This is a genomic window from Ensifer sp. ENS02, from assembly GCF_014851885.1.
Lineage (GTDB): Bacteria > Pseudomonadota > Alphaproteobacteria > Rhizobiales > Rhizobiaceae > Ensifer > Ensifer adhaerens.
The window spans coordinates 267,776-289,524 of the sequence record NZ_JACVAO010000007.1 but is presented as its reverse complement, the minus strand read 5'-3'; the positions used below and the strand labels follow the sequence as shown (position 1 = coordinate 289,524).

Annotated in this window: 10 protein-coding genes; 5 read left to right on the top strand and 5 right to left on the bottom strand. The window is 63.5% G+C overall.

Annotated elements, in window-relative coordinates; genetic code table 11:
• Nucleotides 1–6 precede the first annotated feature (6 nt).
• Nucleotides 7–1,407 carry a VOC family protein gene (locus tag IB262_RS17075; protein ID WP_083523858.1) on the bottom strand — a complete coding sequence of 467 codons (1,401 nt, stop codon included), beginning with the start codon at nucleotides 1,405–1,407 and terminating at the stop codon, nucleotides 7–9.
• 113 nt (nucleotides 1,408–1,520) lie between these two features.
• Here IB262_RS17075 and IB262_RS17070 point away from each other — a divergent pair, with 113 nt between their 5' ends.
• The 3 genes from IB262_RS17070 (at nucleotide 1,521) to opgC (ending at nucleotide 12,873) form a co-directional block, all read left to right on the top strand.
• Nucleotides 1,521–2,414, top strand: coding sequence for a LysR family transcriptional regulator (locus IB262_RS17070; protein WP_034802979.1), 894 nt, complete (start codon nucleotides 1,521–1,523; stop codon nucleotides 2,412–2,414).
• A 361-nt stretch (nucleotides 2,415–2,775) separates the two neighbouring features.
• Nucleotides 2,776–11,403 carry a cyclic beta-(1,2)-glucan synthase gene (ndvB, locus tag IB262_RS17065; protein ID WP_112976176.1) on the top strand — a complete coding sequence of 2,876 codons (8,628 nt, stop codon included), beginning with the start codon at nucleotides 2,776–2,778 and terminating at the stop codon, nucleotides 11,401–11,403.
• A gap of 315 nt (nucleotides 11,404–11,718) precedes the next feature.
• Nucleotides 11,719–12,873 (top strand): OpgC domain-containing protein, encoded by a 1,155-nt coding sequence (gene opgC, locus IB262_RS17060; RefSeq protein ID WP_112976175.1) that lies wholly within the window; start codon nucleotides 11,719–11,721, stop codon nucleotides 12,871–12,873.
• 29 nt (nucleotides 12,874–12,902) lie between these two features.
• On the opposite strand, the gene IB262_RS17055 is transcribed toward opgC, so the two are convergent.
• The gene (locus tag IB262_RS17055; protein ID WP_112976174.1) at nucleotides 12,903–13,535 is read right to left on the bottom strand and encodes a LysE family translocator; all 633 of its coding nucleotides are present in this window, start codon (nucleotides 13,533–13,535) and stop codon (nucleotides 12,903–12,905) included.
• A gap of 154 nt (nucleotides 13,536–13,689) precedes the next feature.
• Entirely contained in the window at nucleotides 13,690–15,447 is a 1,758-nt protein-coding gene (locus tag IB262_RS17050; RefSeq protein ID WP_034802972.1) for a glucan ABC transporter ATP-binding protein/ permease, read from the bottom strand.
• Nucleotides 15,448–15,835: 388 nt separating this feature from the next.
• Here IB262_RS17050 and IB262_RS17045 point away from each other — a divergent pair, with 388 nt between their 5' ends.
• Together IB262_RS17045 and pyc are read left to right on the top strand one after the other, a co-directional pair.
• On the top strand, nucleotides 15,836–16,576 hold the full coding sequence (locus tag IB262_RS17045) for an autoinducer binding domain-containing protein (RefSeq protein ID WP_034802969.1): 741 nt from the start codon (nucleotides 15,836–15,838) through the stop codon (nucleotides 16,574–16,576).
• A 119-nt stretch (nucleotides 16,577–16,695) separates the two neighbouring features.
• Nucleotides 16,696–20,154, top strand: coding sequence for a pyruvate carboxylase (gene pyc, locus IB262_RS17040; RefSeq protein WP_112976193.1), 3,459 nt, complete (start codon nucleotides 16,696–16,698; stop codon nucleotides 20,152–20,154).
• A 120-nt stretch (nucleotides 20,155–20,274) separates the two neighbouring features.
• On the opposite strand, the gene IB262_RS17035 is transcribed toward pyc, so the two are convergent.
• Nucleotides 20,275–21,036 (bottom strand): amino acid ABC transporter ATP-binding protein, encoded by a 762-nt coding sequence (locus IB262_RS17035; RefSeq protein WP_060586573.1) that lies wholly within the window; start codon nucleotides 21,034–21,036, stop codon nucleotides 20,275–20,277.
• Nucleotides 21,033–21,713, bottom strand: coding sequence for an amino acid ABC transporter permease (locus IB262_RS17030; RefSeq protein ID WP_089044284.1), 681 nt, complete (start codon nucleotides 21,711–21,713; stop codon nucleotides 21,033–21,035). Before IB262_RS17030 ends, IB262_RS17035 begins: the two co-directional genes overlap by 4 nt.
• Nucleotides 21,714–21,749 lie beyond the last annotated feature (36 nt).

Here is a 21,749-nt window from a genome sequence, read left to right as displayed (position 1 = left end):
GAAGCATCATTCCGCAGCGATGGCGCCGGTCAAGGCCTGAATGCAGCTTTCGATCGAAGCCTGCTCGATACCGACATAGTGATCGAACTCGTTGAGCACGGTCGCACCGAGATCGGCCTCGAAGCGCTTCTGGTTCGGGCTGGCGACGAAATCCTGCTGCGCCCCGTCGCCGAGGTTCGACTGGAAGATGCCCGCGGCGCTGACCGGCAGGAAGTCTTCATACACGATCGCGTCGAACTGGACGAGGCCAGCGGCGATCAACGCTTCGATGTCGTGCTTGCCGGAGACGCCGGCCTTGCGGCCTTTTTCCGTCAGCGAATAGCTGAAGTAGCCGAGCCCGGCTTCGCGGATGCCTGCCCAGGTGTCCGGGAAAGGCTCGAAAGCCCCGGCAAGTGCCGCTTCGTATTCGCGCGCGTTGGAACCGTCGGCCGCCGGGCGGACGATCTTGCGCGAGGCGTCGAGCAGTTCGTCGTAAAGCGCGCGGCCCTTGGGTGTCAGCGCGATGCCGCGCTGTTCGATTTCGCCGAAGCGGGCGGTGTGCGAACCTTCCTTCCAGATGCCGTCGGCATCCTTGAAGGAAACCGGCTCTTCGAGCGCCTTGAACGAGGTCTGGCGCAACAGGATCGGGCACTTGCGGGTCGGCGGGCCCTCGACGACGGCCTTCGGGGCAATCGCGTATGCCGGCATCAGCGCCTGCACCTTGTCGATGTCGAGCGTGCGCGGCGTCAGGTGGTTGATGTGGGGGCCTTTGAAGGAGACGACGTCGGCGATCAGGCGATGGGCGTCATGCAGGCGCTTGTACATGTCGGGGCTGACATTGGCCTTGTCGTGCCAACGAAATGTTTCGAGCACTTCCGAGACGAAGCGCTCTGCATCCACCCTGTCGAGACCGCCGTCGCGCTCGGCCTTTTCCGTGAGTTCGACGGCGCCGGCGGTGAAGATCTGGCGCGCGGCCAGAATAACTTCGGCTTCGGCACGCAGCGCTTCATCGGCGATGAGGTCGAGACGGAGCAGCGAGGTGAAGACGCGGAACGGATTACGCTTCAACGCGGCGTCGCCGACCGGGCGGAAGGCGGTCGAATGCACGGGAACGCCAGCGGTCGAGAGATCGTAGTAGCCGACCGGGTACATGCCCATGACGGCGAAGACGCGGCGCATCATAGCGAGTTCGGCAGGGGTGCCGAGCCGGATCGCGCCGTGGCGCTCCTCGGAGATGCGGTCGAGCGAGTCCGTCGCGTCGAGGCGCTCCTTCAGCTTGGGGTCGGCGGCGAGCGTATCGTCGTTGACCTTGGCGACCAGCTCCATCAGCGTACCGTAGGCCGGCACCTCTTCGCGGTACATGACCGACATGGCTGCGGAAAAGGCCGAGCGGATGTCGTCGGCGGATACGAAACTATTCTCTTTCACTGGGGCTCGCCTCGCGCTATGGGTGAAGGACAAGGTCATTCTCATTTCGGATCATATCCGATCGAACTGGCCATTGATCGCGTTGCTTCTGACTATGTTGATGCGAGGGCGGAATGAAGTTGAGCCGAAGACTGGTTCCCGACGTGACGACGCTGCAGGCGTTCGAATGTGCGGCGCGACACGGCAGCTTCACGCAGGCCGCAGCCGAACTGAACCTCACGCAGAGCGCCGTCAGTCGCCAGATCAAGGATCTCGAAAACCAGCTCGGGGTGCTCCTGTTCGAGCGTGTGCGCCAGCGTGTGATCCTGTCGGATGCCGGGCAGAAGTTTCTGCCGGAGGTGCGCCGCCTGCTCAACCAGACCGAGGAACTGATGGTGCGGGCGATGGCGTCTGCCCGGGCGGATTCGACGCTCTCGATCGCGTCATTGCCGACTTTCGGCAGCCGCTGGCTGGTGCCGCGTCTCCCCGATTTCCTCAAGCGCCATCCGGACACGGTGATCAACATCGCCTCGCGCTCTGCGCCGTTCGATTTCGAGGAGCAGAATTTCGATCTGGCTATCCATTACGGGCAGCCGGTCTGGGCGCGCGCTACCTGCAGCTATCTCTGCAGTGAGATCATCGTGCCCGCCGCAAGTCCCGCCATGCTGGCAACCCATCCGGTTGCCTCCCCTGAAGATATCGTCACGGGGCCGATGCTCCATCTCGCCACAAGGCCAAAACTCTGGGCGCAATGGTTCGAGGCCAACGACATGGACGGGCGCGGCGCTTATCGCGGCAACCGTTTCGATCAGTTTTCCATGGTGATCGAGGCGGCGACCGCCGGGCTCGGCTTTGCTCTTTTGCCACGCTACCTGATCGAGCAGGAAATTGCCGCCGGCACGCTGCAGATCGTGCTCGACCGGCCGATGCAGACGGAAAACAGCTATTACCTCGCGGTGCCCGAGGGCAAGCTCGAAAACCCGATCAGCCTGGCGTTTCGCGAGTGGATCACCGAGCAGGTGGGCTGACCTGCGGTGCTTTTGTCGAAAATTCGTGGGAACCTTCCTCGCCCCATCACGTTTCGCCTCGTCTGCCACCCGCGATGAAGCTTGAAAGAGGGCATTTGAAAGAGTTGTATCGAAGTGCCACTGGGGGCGCGCACAGCGGCCGGTTCCGGCTTGATTCGGCTGTGCGCAAAACGTCCGATCTTGTATGAGCAATCCTTGCAAGCTGTTGGCACCACGGCTAAAAAATGCCATTTTCATGCATCACCGCGGCCTTGAAAACCAATGCGCCGCCGGCTTTGCGATCTCCGATGCCCAGTCGAGGGCGGTGCCTGTTACCGCCAGATCCCGGTTTCCCGGGAAATGACGGTGGATGGGAGGACACATGACCGTGTCTAGCAACGCGCCGGCTCAACCTGATTTCTCAGGACCGCAGCCAACCCGGCACCCCGACGAGGGCCGGGCCGATCAACCCCGGTTGGATTCAGAACCCGTACCCATGCAGCTCCAAACTACGCCGCCCACCTCACCGCGCGAACCGGAAGCGAAGCAGATCGATTACAACGATTCGATCCGCTCCACCTTCTTTTCGATGGAGGACCTCCGGCAATGCGGCGAGGATCTCGCGGCCAAGGGTGTCTCCTCGCTGCCGGGCTTCTTCCCGTTCGAGTTCCGTCCGCGGCATCGCGAGAACGAGAACGAGATCCTGCGCGTCTACCGGGCGACGGCCGCGGACGTCGAGGCCGGGGCAACGATCACGCCGGCCGCCGAATGGTTGCTCGACAACCATCACGTCGTCGAAGAGGCGATCCAGGAAGTGCGGCGCGATTTCCCGCGCCGGTTCTATCGCCAGCTCCCAACGATTTCGGTTTCGGGCACGGTGATCCCGCGCACCATGGCGCTCGCCTGGCTCTACGCTGCCCACACCCACAGCACGGTGACGCGCGAAAGCATCACGGCGATGGTCGAGGGCTTCCAGAAGCACGAGACCTTCAAGATCGGCGAACTTTGGGCCTTGCCGTCGATCCTGCGCTTCGTGCTGATCGAAAATTTGCGGCGGATTGCCATCCGCGTCGAACGCTCGCGCGGCATGCGGCGCAAGGCAAACGACGTCGCCGACCAGATCATTCGCCTCAGCGATCCGGAAAAGTCGCGCACGCTGCTTGCGGAATCGGAAGCGCTGGCGGCCGACAACACCTTCGTCGCGCAGCTGCTCTACCGCATGCGTGACGGGTCGCAGACCTCGGGCGCCGTGATCGGCTGGATTGAGGATCAGCTCGAGAAGCGCGGCAGCGACGTCGAAAGCGCGCTGGTCGCCGAGCAGAACCGCCTGTCGTCCGGCAATGCGACGATGAGCAACATCATCCGCAGCCTGCGCGAGATCGACGACACCGACTGGGCCGTCTGGTTCGAAAGCGTCAGCAAGATCGATGCGGCGCTGCGTGAAGGCTCCGATTATGCGGCGCTCGATTTCGGGTCGCGCAACAAGTACCGCGACACGATCGAAAAGCTGGCGCGCCGTTCGGGGCACAGCGAATTCGAAGTGACGCAAATCGCCATCCAGATGGTGCGCGAGGCGGAAGTCGCGGCCGAGACGGAAGCGCCGCTGCAGCAGCCGAATGTCGGATCCTTCCTTGTCGGCAAGCAACGCAAGCTTCTGGAAAAGAAGATCAGCTACCGGCCGTCGGTGCTGCAGACCATCATTCGCCTCAGCCGCAGGCTCGATTGGTTTGCGATCGCCGGGCCGAACATCCTTCTGACCATCCTGGCGATGATCGCCGTCTACTCCTTCGTCAGCCCGATGGCGATCCCGAGTGGCGCGAAGCTGATCATGCTGCTGCTTTTCGCGCTGCCGGCCTCGGAAGGCGCGATGGGCCTGTTCAACACGCTGGTGACGCTGTTCGTCAAACCGTCGCGGCTGGTCGGCTACGAGTTCCTCGACGGGATCCCCGAGGACGCCCGCACGCTCGTTGCGGTGCCCTGCCTGATTTCAAAGCGCGATCACGTCGACGAACTGGTGCGCAATCTCGAGGTCCACTATCTCGCCAACCCGCGCGGCGAGATCTACTTTGCACTGGTCAGCGACTGGGCTGACAGCAAGGACGAGGAATCGAGTACCGACGCCGATGTGCTCGATTATGCCAAGCGCGAGATCGCTCAGCTCTCGGCGCGTTATGCCTATGACGGCAAGACCCGATTCTACCTGCTGCATCGCCGCCGCCTGTATAACGAGCAGGAAGGTGTGTGGATGGGCTGGGAGCGCAAGCGTGGCAAGCTGCACGAGCTGAACATGCTCTTGCGCGGTGACCGCGACACCTCGTTCCTGCAGGGCGCCAACACGGTGCCGGAAAACGTTCAGTACGTGATGACGCTCGATTCCGACACGCGCCTGATGCGCGATGCGGTGACGAAGCTCGTCGGCAAGATGTACCATCCGATCAACCGTCCGGTTGTCGATCCGAAAACGCAGAACGTAATCGCCGGCTACAGCCTGCTGCAGCCGCGCGTCACGCCGTCGCTGACGACGGGCAGCGAAGCCTCCGCCTTCCAGCGCATCTTCTCCTCCAACCGCGGCATCGACCCTTACGTCTTCACCGTTTCGGACGTCTATCAGGACATTGCCGGCGAAGGCAGCTTCACCGGCAAGGGCCTTTATCATGTCGACGCCTTCGAGGCGGCGCTGAAGGGGCGCATCCAGGAAAACGCCGTTCTCAGCCACGACCTGCTCGAAGGCTCCTACGTGCGTTGCGCGCTGGTGACCGACGTCGAACTCGTCGAGGACTTCCCGACCCGCTACGAGGTGGAAATGTCGCGCCAGCATCGCTGGGCGCGCGGCGACTGGCAGCTGCTGCCCTATATCTTCAATCTGTCGAACGGGCTGTCGATGCTCGGACGCTGGAAGATGTACGACAACCTGCGCCGCTCGCTGATCCCGCTTGCCTGGCTCGTCGCCTCGGTCATGGGCTGGTACTACATGGAGCCGACCGAAGCGCTGATCTGGCAGATCGTGCTGATCTTCAGCCTGTTCGTGGCGCCGACGCTGTCGCTGATCAACGGCCTCCTGCCGCGCCGCAACGACATCGTTGCCCGAGCGCACCTGCATGCGGTCTTGAACGAAGTCCGTGCCGCCAACGCGCAGGTCGCGCTGCGCATCGTCTTCATCGCCCACAATGCGGCCATGATGGGCGACGCCATCGTGCGTTCGCTCTACCGCACGTTCGTCAGCGGCAAACTGATGCTGGAATGGCGCACGGCCGCGCAGGTGCAGAGCGCCGGCCACGGCACCATTGGCGACTATTACCGCGCCATGTGGGTTGCGCCGGCGCTGTCGGCGATCTCGCTGGCCCTTGCGGCGATTTCCGACACCGGCCTGCCCTTCATCGGCATTCCCTTTGCGCTGCTGTGGGCCCTGTCTCCAGCCGTTGCCTGGTTCGTCAGCCAGTCGGCCGAAACCGAAGACCAGCTCGTCGTTTCCGATGAGGCGATCGACGAGATGCGCCTGATCGCGCGCCGCACCTGGCGATACTTCGAGACCTTCGTCACCGCCGAGCAGCACTTCCTGCCGCCGGACAACTTCCAGGAAACGCCGCAGCCGGTTCTCGCCGAGCGGACGTCGCCGACGAATATCGGCGTCTATCTGCTCTCCGTCATGTCGGCGCGCGATTTCGGCTGGATCGGCTTCGAGGAGACGATCAACCGGCTGGAGCAGACGATCGCCACCATCGACCGGATGCCGAAATATCGCGGCCACCTGTTCAACTGGTACCGGACGAATACGCTCGAAACCATGGAGCCGCGCTACATTTCGTCGGTCGACAGCGGCAATCTGGCCGGTCATCTGATCGCCGTGTCGTCGATGTGTCGCGACTGGGCCGAAGCGCCGTCGGCGCATGTCCAGGGCAGTCTCACCGGTATCGGCGACGTTGCTGCGATCCTTCAGGAAGTGCTGCGCGACCTGCCCGACGACCGCAAGACGGTGCGTCCGCTGCGTCGCCTGATCGAGGAGCGCATCGTCGGCTTCCAGAACGCGCTCGCTGCGATCATGCGCGAACACGAGTTCGCGTCGATCCGGGTGATCAACCTGGCCGTTCTGGCGCGCGACATGCACAAGCTCACCGTCAACCTCGACCATGAGGTGCGCACGCCGCAAAGCAGCGAAGTGACGAAGTGGGCCAACTCGCTCGTCACCACCTGCGAAGCCCATATCGCCGATGGCGTCTTCGATCTCGGCGCAATCGAATCGCTGCGCCAGCGCCTGCTGGTGATGAAGGACCGGGCACGCGACATCGCCTTCTCGATGGATTTCGGTTTCCTGTTCCGTCCGGAGCGGCGCCTGCTGTCGATCGGCTTCCGCGTCAACGCCAACGAGCTCGATGAGGCCTGCTACGACCTTCTTGCGTCGGAAGCCCGTCTCACCAGCCTGTTTGCCATCGCCAAGGGCGATCTTCCGACGGAGCACTGGTACAAGCTCGGCCGTCCGATCGTGCCGATCGGCGCACGCGGTGCGCTGATCTCCTGGTCCGGCTCGATGTTCGAATACCTGATGCCGCCGCTGGTCATGCAGGAGCGTCAGGGTGGTATCCTCAACCAGACCAACAATCTGGTCGTGAAGGAACAGATCAACCACGGCCGTCGCCTCGGCACGCCGTGGGGCATCTCGGAAGCCGCCTTCAACGCGCGTGACCACGAGCTCACCTATCAGTACACCAACTTCGGTGTGCCGACGCTCGGTCTCAAGCGTGGTCTCGGCCAGAACGCGGTCATCGCGCCCTACGCCTCGATCCTCGCCTGCATGTACGATCCGAAGTCGGCGCTCGCCAACCTCGGGCGTCTCCGCGAGGTCGGCGCGCTCGGCGCATACGGCTACCACGACGCCGTCGACTTCACGCCGACGCGCGTGCCTGAGGGCCAGAAGTGCGCGGTGGTTCGCAACTACTATGCCCACCACCATGGCATGTCGATCGCGGCTGTCGCCAACGTCGTCTTCAACGGCCGCCTGCGCGAGTGGTTCCACGCCGATCCGGTGATCGAAGCCGCCGAACTGCTGCTGCAGGAAAAGGCGCCGCGCGACATTCCGATCATGAATGCCAAGCGCGAGCCGGAATCGGTCGGCAAGGGCCAGGACGATCTCCTGCGCCCTGAGGTCCGCATCATCGAGAACCCGCTTTCGCAGGACCGCGAGACCGTGTTTCTCTCCAACGGCCATTACTCGGTGATGCTGACGGCCAACGGCGCCGGTTACGCCCGCTGGAACGGCCAGTCGGTTACCCGCTGGAAGCCGGACCCGGTCGAGGACCGTACCGGTACCTTCATCTTCCTGCGCGATACGACGACCGGCGACTGGTGGTCGGCGACGTCGGAGCCGCGACGCGCGGCCGGTGAGAAGATGCTGACGCGCTTCGGCGACGACAAGGCGGAATTCGTCAAGACCGTCGGTGATCTCACCAGCGAGGTGGAATGCATCGTCGCCACCGAACACGATGCCGAAGGGCGCCGGGTCATGCTGCTCAACACCGGCACCCAGGACCGCTTCATCGAAGTGACCTCCTATGCCGAGCCGGTGCTTTCGACCGATGAGGCCGACAGTGCACACCCGGCGTTTTCGAAGATGTTCCTGCGCACGGAAATCAGCCGCCGCGGCGATGTCATCCGCGTCAGCCGCAACAAGCGCAGCTCCGGCGATCCGGACATGGAAGTGGCGCATCTCGTCACCGACAATGCCGGCAGCGACCGCCATACGGAAGCCGAGACCGACCGTCGCCGCTTCATCGGTCCGGGCCGCACGCTTGCCGAAGCCGCTGCCTTCGATACGGATGCGGTGCTTTCCGGCACGGACGGTTTCACGCTCGATCCGATCATGTCGCTGCGCCGGGTCGTGCGCGTACCCGCCGGCAAGAAGGTCAGCGTCGTCTTCTGGACGATCGCCGCCCCGAGCCGCGAGGAGGTCGATCGCGCGATCGACCGCTATCGCCATCCGGAGACCTTCAACCAGGAGCTCATCCACGCCTGGACCCGCAGCCAGGTGCAGATGCGCCATGTCGGCGTGACCTCGCAGGAAGCGGCAAGCTTCCAGATGCTCGGCCGCTACCTCGTCTATCCGGACATGCATCTGCGCGCCGATTCGGCGACGGTTCAGGCCGGCCTCGATTCTCAGTCGAAGCTCTGGCCGCTGGCGATTTCGGGCGACTACCCGATTTTCTGCCTGCGCATCAATGACGACGGCGATCTCGGCATCGCCCGTGAGGCGCTGCGCGCCCAGGAATACCTGCGCGCCCGCGGCATCACCGCCGATCTCGTGATCATCAACGAGCGCGCCTCGTCCTATGCCCAGGACATGCAGCACGCGCTCGACTCCATGTGCGAGAACCTGAGGCTTCGCGGTCTCTCGGACGGTCCGCGCCAGCACATCTTCTCGGTGCGTCGCGACCTGATGGAGGCGGAGACGTGGTCGACCTTGCTGTCGGCCTCGCGCGCGGTCTTCCATGCCCGCAACGGCACGATCTCCGACCAGATCGCCCGCGCCAACTCGCTCTATTCGCCGGCACCGGTGAAAGGCTCCGAAAAGAGCGCCGAGTTCTCGGGCCCGCTGCTGGCAGCGCCGCAGGAGGACGCGGATGCCGCTCCGGCGGAAATCAAGGGCGATGGCCTTTCCTTCTGGAACGGCTTCGGCGGTTTCGCCGATGGCGGTCGCGAATACGTCGTGCGCCTGCGCGGCGGCGAAGCGACGCCGCAGCCGTGGATCAATGTCATCTCCAATGATGCTTTCGGCTTCCACATCTCGGCCGAGGGTGCGGCCTATTCCTGGAGCCGCAACTCGCGCGACTACCAGCTGACGCCGTGGACCAATGATACGGTCGTCAACCGGCCGGGCGAAGCCATCTTCATCCGCGACATGGCAAGCGGCACGGTCGCCACGCCCTATGCGGCGCTCTCGCGCCGCCGTTCCGTCGTCTTCGAGACGGCGCACGGGCTCGGCTATTCGATCTTCCGCAGCACCCAGGACGACCTTGAGATCGAGGTCGTCCAGACGGTGCATCGCAACCTGCCGGCCAAGCTCGTCCGCGTGTCTGTCCGCAACCGTGCGGCGTCGGCGCGGCAGTTGAGGCTCTACGGCTACAACGAGTGGGTGCTTGGCAACAACCGTGCCCGTTCGGCGCCCTTCGTCCTTTCGAAATGGGACGAGACGGCCGAGGCGCTGGTGGCGACCAACCCTTACAGCATCGATTTTGCCGGCCGATCCGCCTTCTTCGCCGTCGATGGCGGCGATGCGGCCGGCTACACCGCCAGCCGCCGGGAGTTCCTGGGCGCGATCGGCGGCATTCTGGCGCCGCAGGCGGTCACTTCGGGTGCCGATCTTTCGGGCTCCGTCGATGTCGACGGCGATCCTTGCGCCGTGGTCGCAACGGACATTTCCATCGAGCCCGGTGCCGAACGGCAGGTCACGTTCATCCTCGGCGATACCGATACCGACGATCAGGTTCGAGCCATCATCGGCGAACTGCGTGAGACCGCGTTCGACACGGTGCTGGAGGCGAACAAGACGTTCTGGCGCGAATTCACCGACATCGTGAAGGTGGAAACGCCGGATCCGGCCTTCAACGCCATGATCAACAACTGGCTGCCCTATCAGAGCCTCGGCTGCCGCATCATGGCGCGCTCGGCCTTCTATCAGGCAAGCGGTGCCTTCGGTTTCCGCGACCAGTTGCAGGATACGCTGGCGTTCCTGATCCATCGTCCGGAACTCGCCCGGGCACAGATCCTCAACGCTGCCTCCCGCCAGTTTACCGAAGGCGACGTGCAGCATTGGTGGCTGCCGGGAACAGGCGCCGGCGTGCGCACGATGATCTCCGACGACGTCGTCTGGCTCGCCCATGCCGTGACCCGCTATTGCACGGTGACCGGCACGTCCGATCTCCTTGCCGAGAAGCTTGCCTTCATCACTGGCCCGGCGCTCGAAGCGGGGCAGCATGACGCCTTCTACAAGCCGGAGATTTCCGAAGAGGTCGGCGACGTCTACGAGCATTGCGCCCGTGCACTCGATCTTGCGATCAAGCGGACCGGTGAGAACGGCCTGCCACTGTTCCTTGCCGGCGACTGGAACGATGGCATGAACCGGGTCGGCGAGAAGGGTCAAGGCACGAGCACCTGGCTCGGCTGGTTCCTCGCCGGCACGCTGCGTGGCTTCCTGCCCTTCGCGCGCGAGCGCAAGGACGAGGCGCGCATCACGCGCTGGGAGGCGCATCTCGAAGCGCTCAAGAAGGCGCTCGCGACCGCCGGCTGGGATGGCGACTACTACCGTCGCGGCTATTACGACGATGGCACGCCGCTTGGCACCAGTGAGGCTCTGGAGTGCCGGATCGATTCGATCGCTCAGTCCTGGAGCGTGCTTTCGGGCGAAGGCGACGAGCAGCGTTCGCTGAAGGCGATGGACGCGGTCATGGCTGAACTGGTCGACCCCGACCAGCGCATCGTGCGGCTGTTCACACCGCCGCTCGAGCGGACGTCGCAGGATCCGGGCTACATCAAGGCCTATCCGCCGGGCGTGCGCGAGAATGGCGGGCAATATACTCACGCCGCCACCTGGGTCGCCTTGGCCTTTGCCGAACAGGGCAGGGCGGAAGAGGCCTGGCGGGTCTTCCAGATGCTGAATCCGATTTCGCATGCCGAAAACCGCGAAGCGGCGGAACACTATCGCGTCGAGCCCTATGTCGTTGCCGCCGATATCTACGGCGAAGGCGATCTGGCGGGGCGTGGCGGCTGGACCTGGTATACGGGATCTGCCGGCTGGCTCTACCGTGTCGGCGTCGAGGGCATCCTCGGTATTCGCCGGCAGGGCGACAGGCTGGTCATCCGTCCGGTGCTGCCGGCAGCCTGGAACGGCTACTCGGCCGAAGTGACGCTCAATGGCGCGCGGCACAAGATTTCGGTCGAACGCGACAAGAAAAGTGGCGAGCCGATCGTCAGCGTCAACAATAGTGTCACAAAAAACGCGCATGAAGGCATTTTGCTGTAACGGCCGGCATTGAAGACAGGATGAAACCGGCTTTGTTCCCGCAAGGGCAAGGCCGGTTTTTCTTTGCGGATTTGCCGGCGGCGCGACCTCGACGGCTGAGCGTCGTGCAGGAATTCAAAGTCCTACAGCGACCTGTGCGCGTCTGATAAGACGCGCGGCGCTGTAGATTTCGTGAGCGGGGTGCCGGGCGGGAAACCGCCTGCAGATGGCCTCCCGCTCTCCTTCATGGTGCCGGGCATCGCGCGAAAGGCGGGACGTCGGTACCCGTTTCAACAGGGATGGGGCAGGGGCGCCAAATCCTGGAAAACGGACCGCATGCTGCAAAAGACTTTTCAGGGTGGCGTCGACCCGATGTCCGCCCGATTGGTTCCGAAGGAGCGTGACACACGCCTTGATGTGTTCAGGGCGCTGTGTCTCCTGACGATTTTCGTCAATCACGTTCCCGGGCAATATCTCGAATACCTGACCCACAAGAACTTCGGCTTTTCCGATTCCGCTGAAGCTTTCGTCCTAATCTCGGGCCTCTCGGTCGGGATCGCCTATGGCGGCAAGTTCGTCTCCGGCGGTCGGCTGGCTATGACGCTCAAAATCTGGCGCCGGGCCCTGGCGCTTTACGTCGCCCACATCATGACGAGCATCGTAACGCTGGCGATCTTTGCCGGCGGCGCGATCTACTTCGGAAGGCAGGACCTGATCGGCGAGATCAACATCCGCCCGATGGTGGAGCAGACGGAGCAGGGCATCGTTGCCATGGTGCTCTTGGGACATCAGCTCGGCTACAACAACATCCTGTCGATGTATGCGGCGCTGTTCCTGCTGCTGCCGGGCATCCTCTGGCTGAACGGCGTCAGCAAGAAACTGCTGCTTCTGCTCTCGGCCGCGCTATGGTTCGCCGCGGGCATCTTCAAGTTCGTGCCGTCGAACTTCCTCGACGAGGGCTACTGGTTTCTCAATCCCTGGTCCTGGCAGTTCCTGTTCGTCATCGGCGTGGTGATGATGACCTATGTGCGCAACGGCGGATCGCTGCCGCGCTGGCCCTGGCTGGTCATGCTGTCCTGTGCCTATCTTGCCGTTTCCGCCGTCTGGGTCTTGTTCTCGTTCTGGAGCATCGACCTCTCCTTCAGTCTTCCGGCCGTTCTGACAGGCTTCGATAAGACCTTCCTGTCCACGCCGCGATTGCTGCATGTGCTGGCGCTCGGCTACGTCATCGCGGTGACGCCTCGGATCAGCAACCTCGCCAAACTCGACCGCGACCATCCGCTGGCGGTGGTCGGCCGGCATTCGCTACCGATCTTCATCTTCGGCACGATCCTGGCGATGTCCGGCCAGGTGCTGCTGTTCGTGACGGGGAAGAACCCGGTCTTCGGCAGCCTCTTCGTGCTCGCCGGCATCGGCCTGCACTTTGCCTATGCCTATTATCTCGAATGGCTGCGCGGCATCGCGTCTGCCAAACCGCTAAGGGCGGCGTAGCAAACGCCACCCTTGACCGTGCGTCAGCATCAGGTTCGGGAACCCAGCGCCAGGCGGCAGGCAAGCCCCGTGAACACGCCGGCGAGAAGGTATTGCGGCAGTTTCGGGAAACGCCGGAAGCCGGAAAGTCTTGCGCGCAGATGGCTGCCGACAAGGATGACAGTGCCGTTCACGAGCAAGCCGATCCCGTTCAGGATGGTCGCAAGCAGAAGCATCTGCAGGACCATCGACCCGCCATTCGGGTCCACGAACTGGGGAAAAAGGGCCAGCACGAACAGCGCCATCTTCGGATTGAGCAGGTTCGTCATCAGTCCCTCGCCGAAGACCCGCCGGCGTGAGAGCCGCTTGAGCGTCGACGTCGGGGACGCGCCCGAGGGATGCGAACGCACCGTCTTCCAGGCGAGATAAAGCAGATAGGCGCAGCCCGCCCAGCGCACGATCTCATAGGCAACCGGTACGGTGAGGAAGAGCTGCGAGAGGCCGAGCGCGGCCGCGAGCGCATGGCAGTAGGTGCCAAGCGCGATGCCGGCATAGGTGAGAAACCCGACGGCACGGCCCTGGCTGAGGCTGCGAGACGCAATCAGCAGCATGTCGGGGCCGGGCGTTGCGGTCAGCACGAGGCTTGCGGCGGCAAACAGAGCGATGGTGGAGATATCCGGCATTGGTGATTCCCTTGGAATTGAAGCCGGAATTCCCGTCTACCAACAATTTGGCGAATGACAAGACTTCCTGATGCGGCGCTTGTCCAAAAAGAAAAGCCACCCGCGGCTGACCGCGGGTGGCTTGATGTACGATTTGCCTGACGTCGGGCGAGCGTTACGCTGCCGTGTGGCTCATGCGGACGTCGTCGTCCGTCAGGATGCCGCTGGCGCGGAGCAGGGCTGCAAAGCGGCCGTTGCTCTGGCTGAGCTCGTTGAAACCGCCCATCTCGACGATCCGGCCCTGGTCCATGAAGACCACCAGGTCGGCCTCGCGCACCGTCGACAGGCGGTGGGCGATGATGAAGGTCGTGCGGTTCTTGCGCAGTGCATCGATCGCATCCTTGACGCGGTTCTCGGTCTCGACGTCGAGCGCGCTGGTCGCCTCGTCGAGCACCAGGATCGGCGCGTTCTTGAGGATGGCGCGAGCGATGGCCACACGCTGGCGCTCGCCACCCGACAGACGGTTGCCGCGCTCGCCGACGACCGTATCGTAACCGGTCGTGCGGCCCTCGATGAAGTCGCAGGCAGCAGCCGCTTCGGCGGCAGCCATGACTTCCTCGATCGTCGCGTCGTCACGGCCAAGCCGGATGTTTTCCGAGATCGAGCGGTTCATCAGGCCCGCATCCTGGAAGACGGTGGCGATCGAACGGCGCAGCGACTTGCGCGTTACCTTCGAGATGTCGTTGCCGTCGATCAGGATCTGGCCGTCGCGCGGATCGTGGACGCGTTGCAAGAGGTTGACGAGCGTCGTCTTGCCGGCACCCGTCGGGCCGACGATGGCGATCGTCTGGCCGGCCTTGGCGGTGAACGAGACGTTGTGCACGCCCTGGTTCGTGTTGGCAAAGTCGAAGGAGACGTTGCGGAACTCGACCTCGCCGACAACCGGCGGCAGCTCGGTCGCACCGGCCGGCTCGTCGCGTTCGCGCACGGCGTCTTCGAGGGTGAAGAAGTCCTCGAGCTTGGCACGAGCTTCGAAGATCTGCGTGACGAAGGCTTTCATCTGGTCGAGGCGGCCGATCAGCAGGTTGGCAAAGCCGATGAAGGCGATGACTTCGCCGACGCCGAGTTCGCCGCGCTGCACCAGCACGGTACCGATCACGAGGATCGCCATCATAGAGATGGTCGAGGCGACGCGGTTCAGCCCGCTTGCGAGTGCCCACCAGTCGAGTACCGGGAACTGGGCCGAGATCAGCCGCTCGGTGAACTTCTTCAGCTCGCGGGTTTCAGCCTCGATGCGGTTGTAGCTGTGCACGACCGAAACGTTGCTGATCGCGTCGGAAACGTGCGAGAAAACCGTGTGGTAGTGGTTCTCGACCGAAGCCTGGCCCTCCTTGGTGCGGCTCATGACCACCTTGCTGATCACCACATAGAGCGCGCCGAGAACGACGAGCACGAGCGACAGGCGCACGTCCATGGCAAAGGCGGTCGGAACGAGCAGAACGAGGGCGACGGCGGTCGCCAGATGCTGGCGCATGAATTCGAGCCAGAGACCGAAGAGGGTTTCGCAGGCGCGAAGCAGCGTGTGCAGGGCGTTGGACGTGCCGCGCTGGCTATGCCAGGCAAGCGGCATGGAAACGATGCGGCCGAAGGCTTCCGTCAGGAGCGTGGCGCGGCGGCCATGGGCCAGCCGGTCGGCCTCGCGGGCGACGAGCACGAAGGCGACGGTGTTGAAGACGCCGAGGCCTGCCCACATGAGCAGCATCGGCGTGACTTCGCCCTTCGATGAGATGGCGTCGATGATACGACCGAACAGGATCGGTTCGGCAATTGTGATCGCTGCCAGAACGACGTTGGCAAGCACGATCGCTGAGACGCGAAACTTGTGAACCGCAAGATACTGGAGCGCTCTTGCATACACCTGGAACAATGACACTGTCTCACCCCTTCCGGGTACCGGATTTGACGCGCCGCAGACCTTCTGCGGCGGATGCACCCGCGTCCTCGAGGTTCCCCATGGCGAGCATTGAAGCCTCGCGCCGTTAGAGCACTCGGGGCCGCGCTGAGACGGTCTTTTGCGGCAATGGGAAGCCGTAGCCGGACGCAGGACAGCCACTCGTTTTCCCGTTTCGCTCGTCTGTGAGCTTGGCGAGAATATTCATAGTCTGCTATCTGTCGTGCCAACTCCGATTTCTTGCATATTTCGCATAAGACCGGGCGTGGTATGACGGATTATCGCGGGTGCAACATGAATGGTCGCTGAACGGTGCCTTTATGTCCGGATTCGGAAATGCGACCATATGCATCGACCTGGAAGGTGATCCATGAACATTACGCTGCTCGTACAGTTTCTCGCGCTTCTGGAGGAGATGAAGACACGCGAGGAAATCATCCCGGAATTCGAGCGCCTGCTCGATCGCTGCGGCTTCGACTTCTACGGCGTCGTGCGCCAGCCCAAGCCGCATGACAACCCGCTGAGGCTGCTGCTTGCCGGTCGCTGGCCCGAGGGCTGGCCGCAGATCTATATCCGCAAGAAGTTCGTGGTGATCGACCCGACCATCCGCTATCTCGGCCATGCCCAGCGTGGTTTCCGCTGGCGCGATACGCTGTTTGCTTTCCGCTCCGATCCGCATCGCAAGCGCATGGAAAGCATGATGATCGAGGCCCGCAACCACGGTCTCTACGACGGCTACATCTTCCCGGTGCACGGCCGGCGCGGTCTGCTCGGCAACCTGACGGTCGGCGGCCGCGTCGTCGACCTGAGCCCTGTCGAGATCAGCCTGTTCGACTCGATCGCCAAGCGGCTGTTCTGGAAGCTCTTGGACCTGACCGACCCCGAGGTTTCGGCCGAGCTCGGTTCGCGTGTCGAAGTGCAAATGACGCGGCGCGAAATGGAAGCCCTCAATTATCTCGCCGACGGACTGACCTCCAACGACATCGGCAAGGTGCTGGATATTTCGAGCCACACGGTCGATTGGTACATGAACGGAATCCAGGAAAAGCTGAAGGCCAAGAACCGCCACCACGTCGTGGCGATCGCCTTCCGTCTCGGCCTGATTTCCTAAAGTCGAAAGGCATTCGGTTTCCTGTCGCATCTGAAATTGCGCTCTGCCCGGTGACCCGCTAATACTTTATTTCGCGGGTGCAGCATTTCCCGCAATATCAAGTCATTGAGGAGACCGACTTGCCTATCTCGAAGATCCTTGTTGCCAACCGTTCTGAAATTGCCATCCGCGTTTTTCGCGCTGCAAACGAACTCGGTCTGAAAACGGTCGCGATATGGGCGGAAGAGGACAAACTCGCGCTGCACCGCTTTAAGGCGGATGAAAGCTACCAGATCGGCCGCGGCCCGCATCTTGCCCGTGACCTCGGCCCGATCGAAAGCTACCTGTCGATCGAGGAAGTAATCCGCGTCGCCAAACTCTCGGGTGCCGACGCCATTCATCCGGGCTACGGCCTGCTGTCGGAAAGCCCGGAATTCGTCGATGCCTGTGACGCCGCCGGCATCATTTTCATCGGTCCGCGCCCGGCGACGATGCGCCAGCTCGGCAATAAGGTCGCTGCCCGCAACCTCGCCATTTCCGTCGGCGTTCCGGTCGTGCCGGCCACCGATCCGCTGCCGGACGACGAAAAGGAAATCCATCGCCTCGCCGCCGAGATCGGCTACCCGGTCATGCTCAAGGCCTCCTGGGGCGGCGGCGGACGCGGCATGCGCGCCATTCGCGATCCGAAGGATCTGATCCGCGAGGTGACGGAAGCCAAGCGCGAGGCCAAGGCCGCCTTCGGCAAGGACGAGGTCTATCTCGAAAAGCTGGTCGAGCGCGCCCGCCACGTCGAAAGCCAGATCCTCGGCGACACCCACGGCAATGTCGTGCATCTGTTCGAGCGCGACTGCTCCATCCAGCGCCGTAACCAGAAGGTCGTCGAGCGCGCGCCGGCGCCCTACCTCTCCGATGCGCAGCGGCAGGAACTGGCCAACTACTCGCTGAAGATCGCCAAGGCGACCAACTACATCGGCGCCGGCACCGTCGAGTATCTGATGGATGTGAACACCGGCAAGTTCTACTTCATCGAAGTGAACCCGCGCATCCAGGTCGAGCACACCGTCACCGAAGTGGTGACCGGCATCGACATCGTCAAGGCGCAGATCCACATTCTCGACGGCGAGGCGATCGGCACGCCGCAATCGGGTGTGCCTGACCAGGCTGACATCCGCCTCAACGGCCACGCGCTGCAGTGCCGCATCACCACGGAAGATCCGGAGCAGAACTTCATTCCCGACTACGGCCGCATCACCGGCTATCGTTCGGCGGCCGGTTTCGGCATCCGTCTCGACGGCGGCACGGCCTATACCGGCGCCTACATCACCCGCTACTACGATCCGCTGCTGGTGAAGGTCACGGCCTCGGGCAGCACGCCTCAGGAAGCGATCAGCCGCATGGACCGGGCGCTGCGCGAATTCCGTATCCGCGGTGTGGCGACCAACCTCACCTTCCTCGAGGCGATCATCGGCCACGAGCAGTTCCGCAACAACACCTACACCACCCGCTTCATCGATACGACGCCGGAACTCTTCCAGCAGGTCCGGCGCCAGGACCGTGCGACGAAGCTCTTGACCTATCTCGCCGACGTCACCGTCAACGGTCATCCGGAGGCCAAGGGTCGTCCGAAGCCGCCGGCGGATGCGGCCAAGCCCGTCGTGCCGTTCATCCAGGGCGAAATCCCCGCCGGTACCAAGCAGAGGCTCGACGCGCTCGGCCCGAAGAAATTCGCCGAGTGGGTGCGCGGTGAAAAGCAGGTTTTCCTGACCGATACGACGATGCGCGACGGCCATCAGTCGCTGCTTGCGACCCGCATGCGTACGCATGACATCGCCCGCGTCGCCGGCACCTATGCTCGTGCGCTGCCGCAGTTGTTCTCGCTCGAATGCTGGGGTGGTGCGACCTTTGACGTTTCCATGCGTTTCCTCACCGAGGACCCGTGGGATCGTCTCGCCCGCATTCGCGAGGACGCGCCGAACCTGCTGCTGCAGATGCTTTTGCGCGGCGCCAACGGCGTCGGCTACAAGAACTACCCCGACAACGTCGTGAAGTACTTCGTGCGCCAGGCGGCGAAGGGCGGCATTGACGTCTTCCGGGTCTTCGACTGCCTCAACTGGGTCGACAACATGCGCGTGTCGATGGAGGCCGTTGCTGAAGAGAACCGCATCTGCGAGGCGGCAATCTGCTACACCGGCGACATCCTGAACTCGGCCCGCCCGAAGTACGATCTCAAGTACTACACGGCATTGGCGGCCGAGCTCGAAAAGGCCGGCGCGCACATGATCGCCGTCAAGGACATGGCGGGCCTGTTGAAGCCGGCCGCCGCGCGCGTGCTGTTCAAGGCGCTGCGCGAAGCGACGGACCTGCCGATCCACTTCCACACCCACGACACCTCGGGCATTGCGGCTGCGACCGTGCTTGCCGCCGTCGACAGCGGCGTCGATGTGGTCGATGCGGCGATGGACGCACTCTCCGGCAACACCTCGCAGCCCTGCCTCGGCTCGATCGTCGAGGCTCTGCGCGGCTCGGAGCGTGATCCGGGCCTCGATCCCGAATGGATCCGCCGCATCTCCTTCTATTGGGAAGCAGTGCGTTACCAGTATGCCGCGTTCGAAAGCGACCTCAAGGGACCGGCGTCGGAAGTCTACTTGCACGAAATGCCGGGCGGTCAGTTCACCAACCTCAAGGAGCAGGCCCGTTCGCTCGGGCTGGAAACCAAGTGGCACCGCGTTGCCCAGGCCTATGCCGATGCCAACCAGATGTTCGGCGACATCGTCAAGGTGACGCCGTCCTCCAAGGTCGTCGGCGACATGGCACTGATGATGGTCTCGCAAGACCTGACGGTTGCCGACGTCGAGAACCCGGCCAAGGATATCGCCTTCCCGGATTCGGTCGTCTCGATGCTGAAGGGCGATCTCGGTCAGCCTCCGGGCGGCTGGCCGGAAGCGCTGCAGAAGAAGGCGCTGAAGGGCGAGAAGGCTTACACCGCCGTTCCCGGCTCGCTGCTGCCGCCGGCCGATCTCGACGCGGAGCGCAAGGCGATCGAGGACAAGCTCGAGCGCAAGGTCGACGACTTCGAGTTCGCCTCCTACCTGATGTACCCGAAGGTCTTCACCGATTACGCGGTCGCGGCCGACACCTATGGTCCGGTCAGCGTGCTGCCGACGCCGGCCTATTTCTATGGGCTTGGACCGGGCGAGGAGCTGCAGCCGGAGATCGAGCGCGGCAAGTCGCTGGTGATCCTGCACCAGGCCAAGAGCGAGCCGGACGAGAAGGGCATGGTCAAGGTGTTCTTCGAACTCAACGGCCAGCCGCGCCTGATCAAGGTACCGGACCGCAACCGCAGTGCGACGAGCGCCGTGCGCCGCAAGGCCGAGGGCGGCAACGCTGCCCAGCTCGGCGCTCCGATGCCGGGCGTCATCTCCACGGTCGCGGTTCATCCGGGCCAGGCGGTTAAGGCCGGTGACGTGCTGCTCTCGATCGAGGCGATGAAGATGGAAACGGCGCTGCACGCCGAGAAAGACGGCACGATCGCCGAAGTTCTGGTGCGCGCCGGCGACCAGATCGACGCCAAGGACCTGCTGATCGTCTTCGACGCGTAAGCGTTTGCCACACGGACAGACAAAACGGCCGGATGCGAATCCGGCCGTTTTTGTTTTGCGATGGATCAGACGACGGCTGCTTAGCGCCTAGGCCAATGGAACCGGTCCCCATGCTTCCCTTCAGATCTCGTAGTCGTGCGGAGCGCTGAGCGAGGCAATGAACTTCTTCGTTCGCTCGCGCTCGGGCGCCGAGAAGATCGTCTTTGGCGCGCCGCTTTCGACGATGAGGCCGCCGTCGAGGAAGATCACCTTGTCGGCAACGCGCGAGGCGAGCCGGAGGTCGTGGGTGGCCATGACCATGGTGGTGCCTTCGCGGGCAAGCCGGCTCAGGACTTCGACCACTTCTTCCGCCAGTTCAGGGTCGAGCGCCGAGGTCGGCTCGTCGCAGAGAAGCACGCGCGGCGAAGGGGCAAGGGCACGGGCGATCGCCACGCGCTGCTGCTGGCCGCCGGAAAGTGTTGCCGGCCAGGCGTCGGCCTTGTGCGCCATGCCGACCTTTTCGAGCAGTTCCATTGCCCGGGTCTTCGCCCTGTCCGCCGGCCATTTCAGCACGGTGACGAGGCCTTCCATGACATTGCCGAGTGCGGTCTGGTGCGGGAAGAGCTGGAAGTTCTGGAACACCATGCCGGTCTGCCGGCGCAGACGCTGGATTGCCGTCCAGCCGATCTTGCGGCCAGGGGCAAATTCAAGCTTCTCGTCGCCAAGCTTGATCGATCCGGAGGTCGGGATCTCCAGAAGGTTGATGCAGCGCAGCAGCGTGCTCTTGCCGCCGCCGGACGGGCCGACCAGCGCGGTCACAGTGCCCTCGGCGAGCGTCACGGAAATATCCTTCAGCACGAGATTGTCGCCGAAGCGCTTTTCGATGTGGGAGAGCTCGATCATGTGCGTGCCTCCAGGAAGCCGCCATAGCGGGCGAAGCGTCGCTCCAGCCTGACCTGCAGGGCGGAAAGCACGGAGCTCATGGCAAGATAGATCAGCGCCGCCTCGATGTAGAGGATCAGCGGCTCGTAGGTGGTGGCGACGATGCGCTGCGCTGTCTGGAACATCTCGGGCACGGTAATGGCGGCGGCAAGCGACGTATCCTTCACCAGCGAGATGAATGTGTTCGACAATGGCGGCACGGCGACGCGGGCTGCCTGCGGCAGGATCGTGCGGCGCATCGCCTGGCTCCAGCTCATGCCGATCGAATAGGCTGCCTCCCATTGTCCGCGCGGGACCGACGAAATCACCGCGCGAATGATCTCGGAGGTGTAGGCGCCGACATTCAGCGAGAAGCCGATGAGCGCTGCGGTGAAGGCGTCGAGCAGGATGCCGGCGCTCGGCAGGCCGTAAAAGATCACGAACAGTTGGACCAGCAACGGCGTGCCGCGGATCACCCAGACGTAAAAGCGCGCGATCCAGGCGACCGGTGCCGGCCCGAAGAGCCGGGCGACGGCGGTGACGAGCCCCAGGATCAGGCCGAAGATGAAGGAAAGCAGCGTCAGGGGGATGGTAAAGGTCAGGCCGGCCCAGAGCAGGGACGGCAAGGATTCCAGCATCAGTGGGAGCCAGGTGGTCAAGGGCGAGCCTTTCAAAAAGCGCGATCCGCCCCGGGG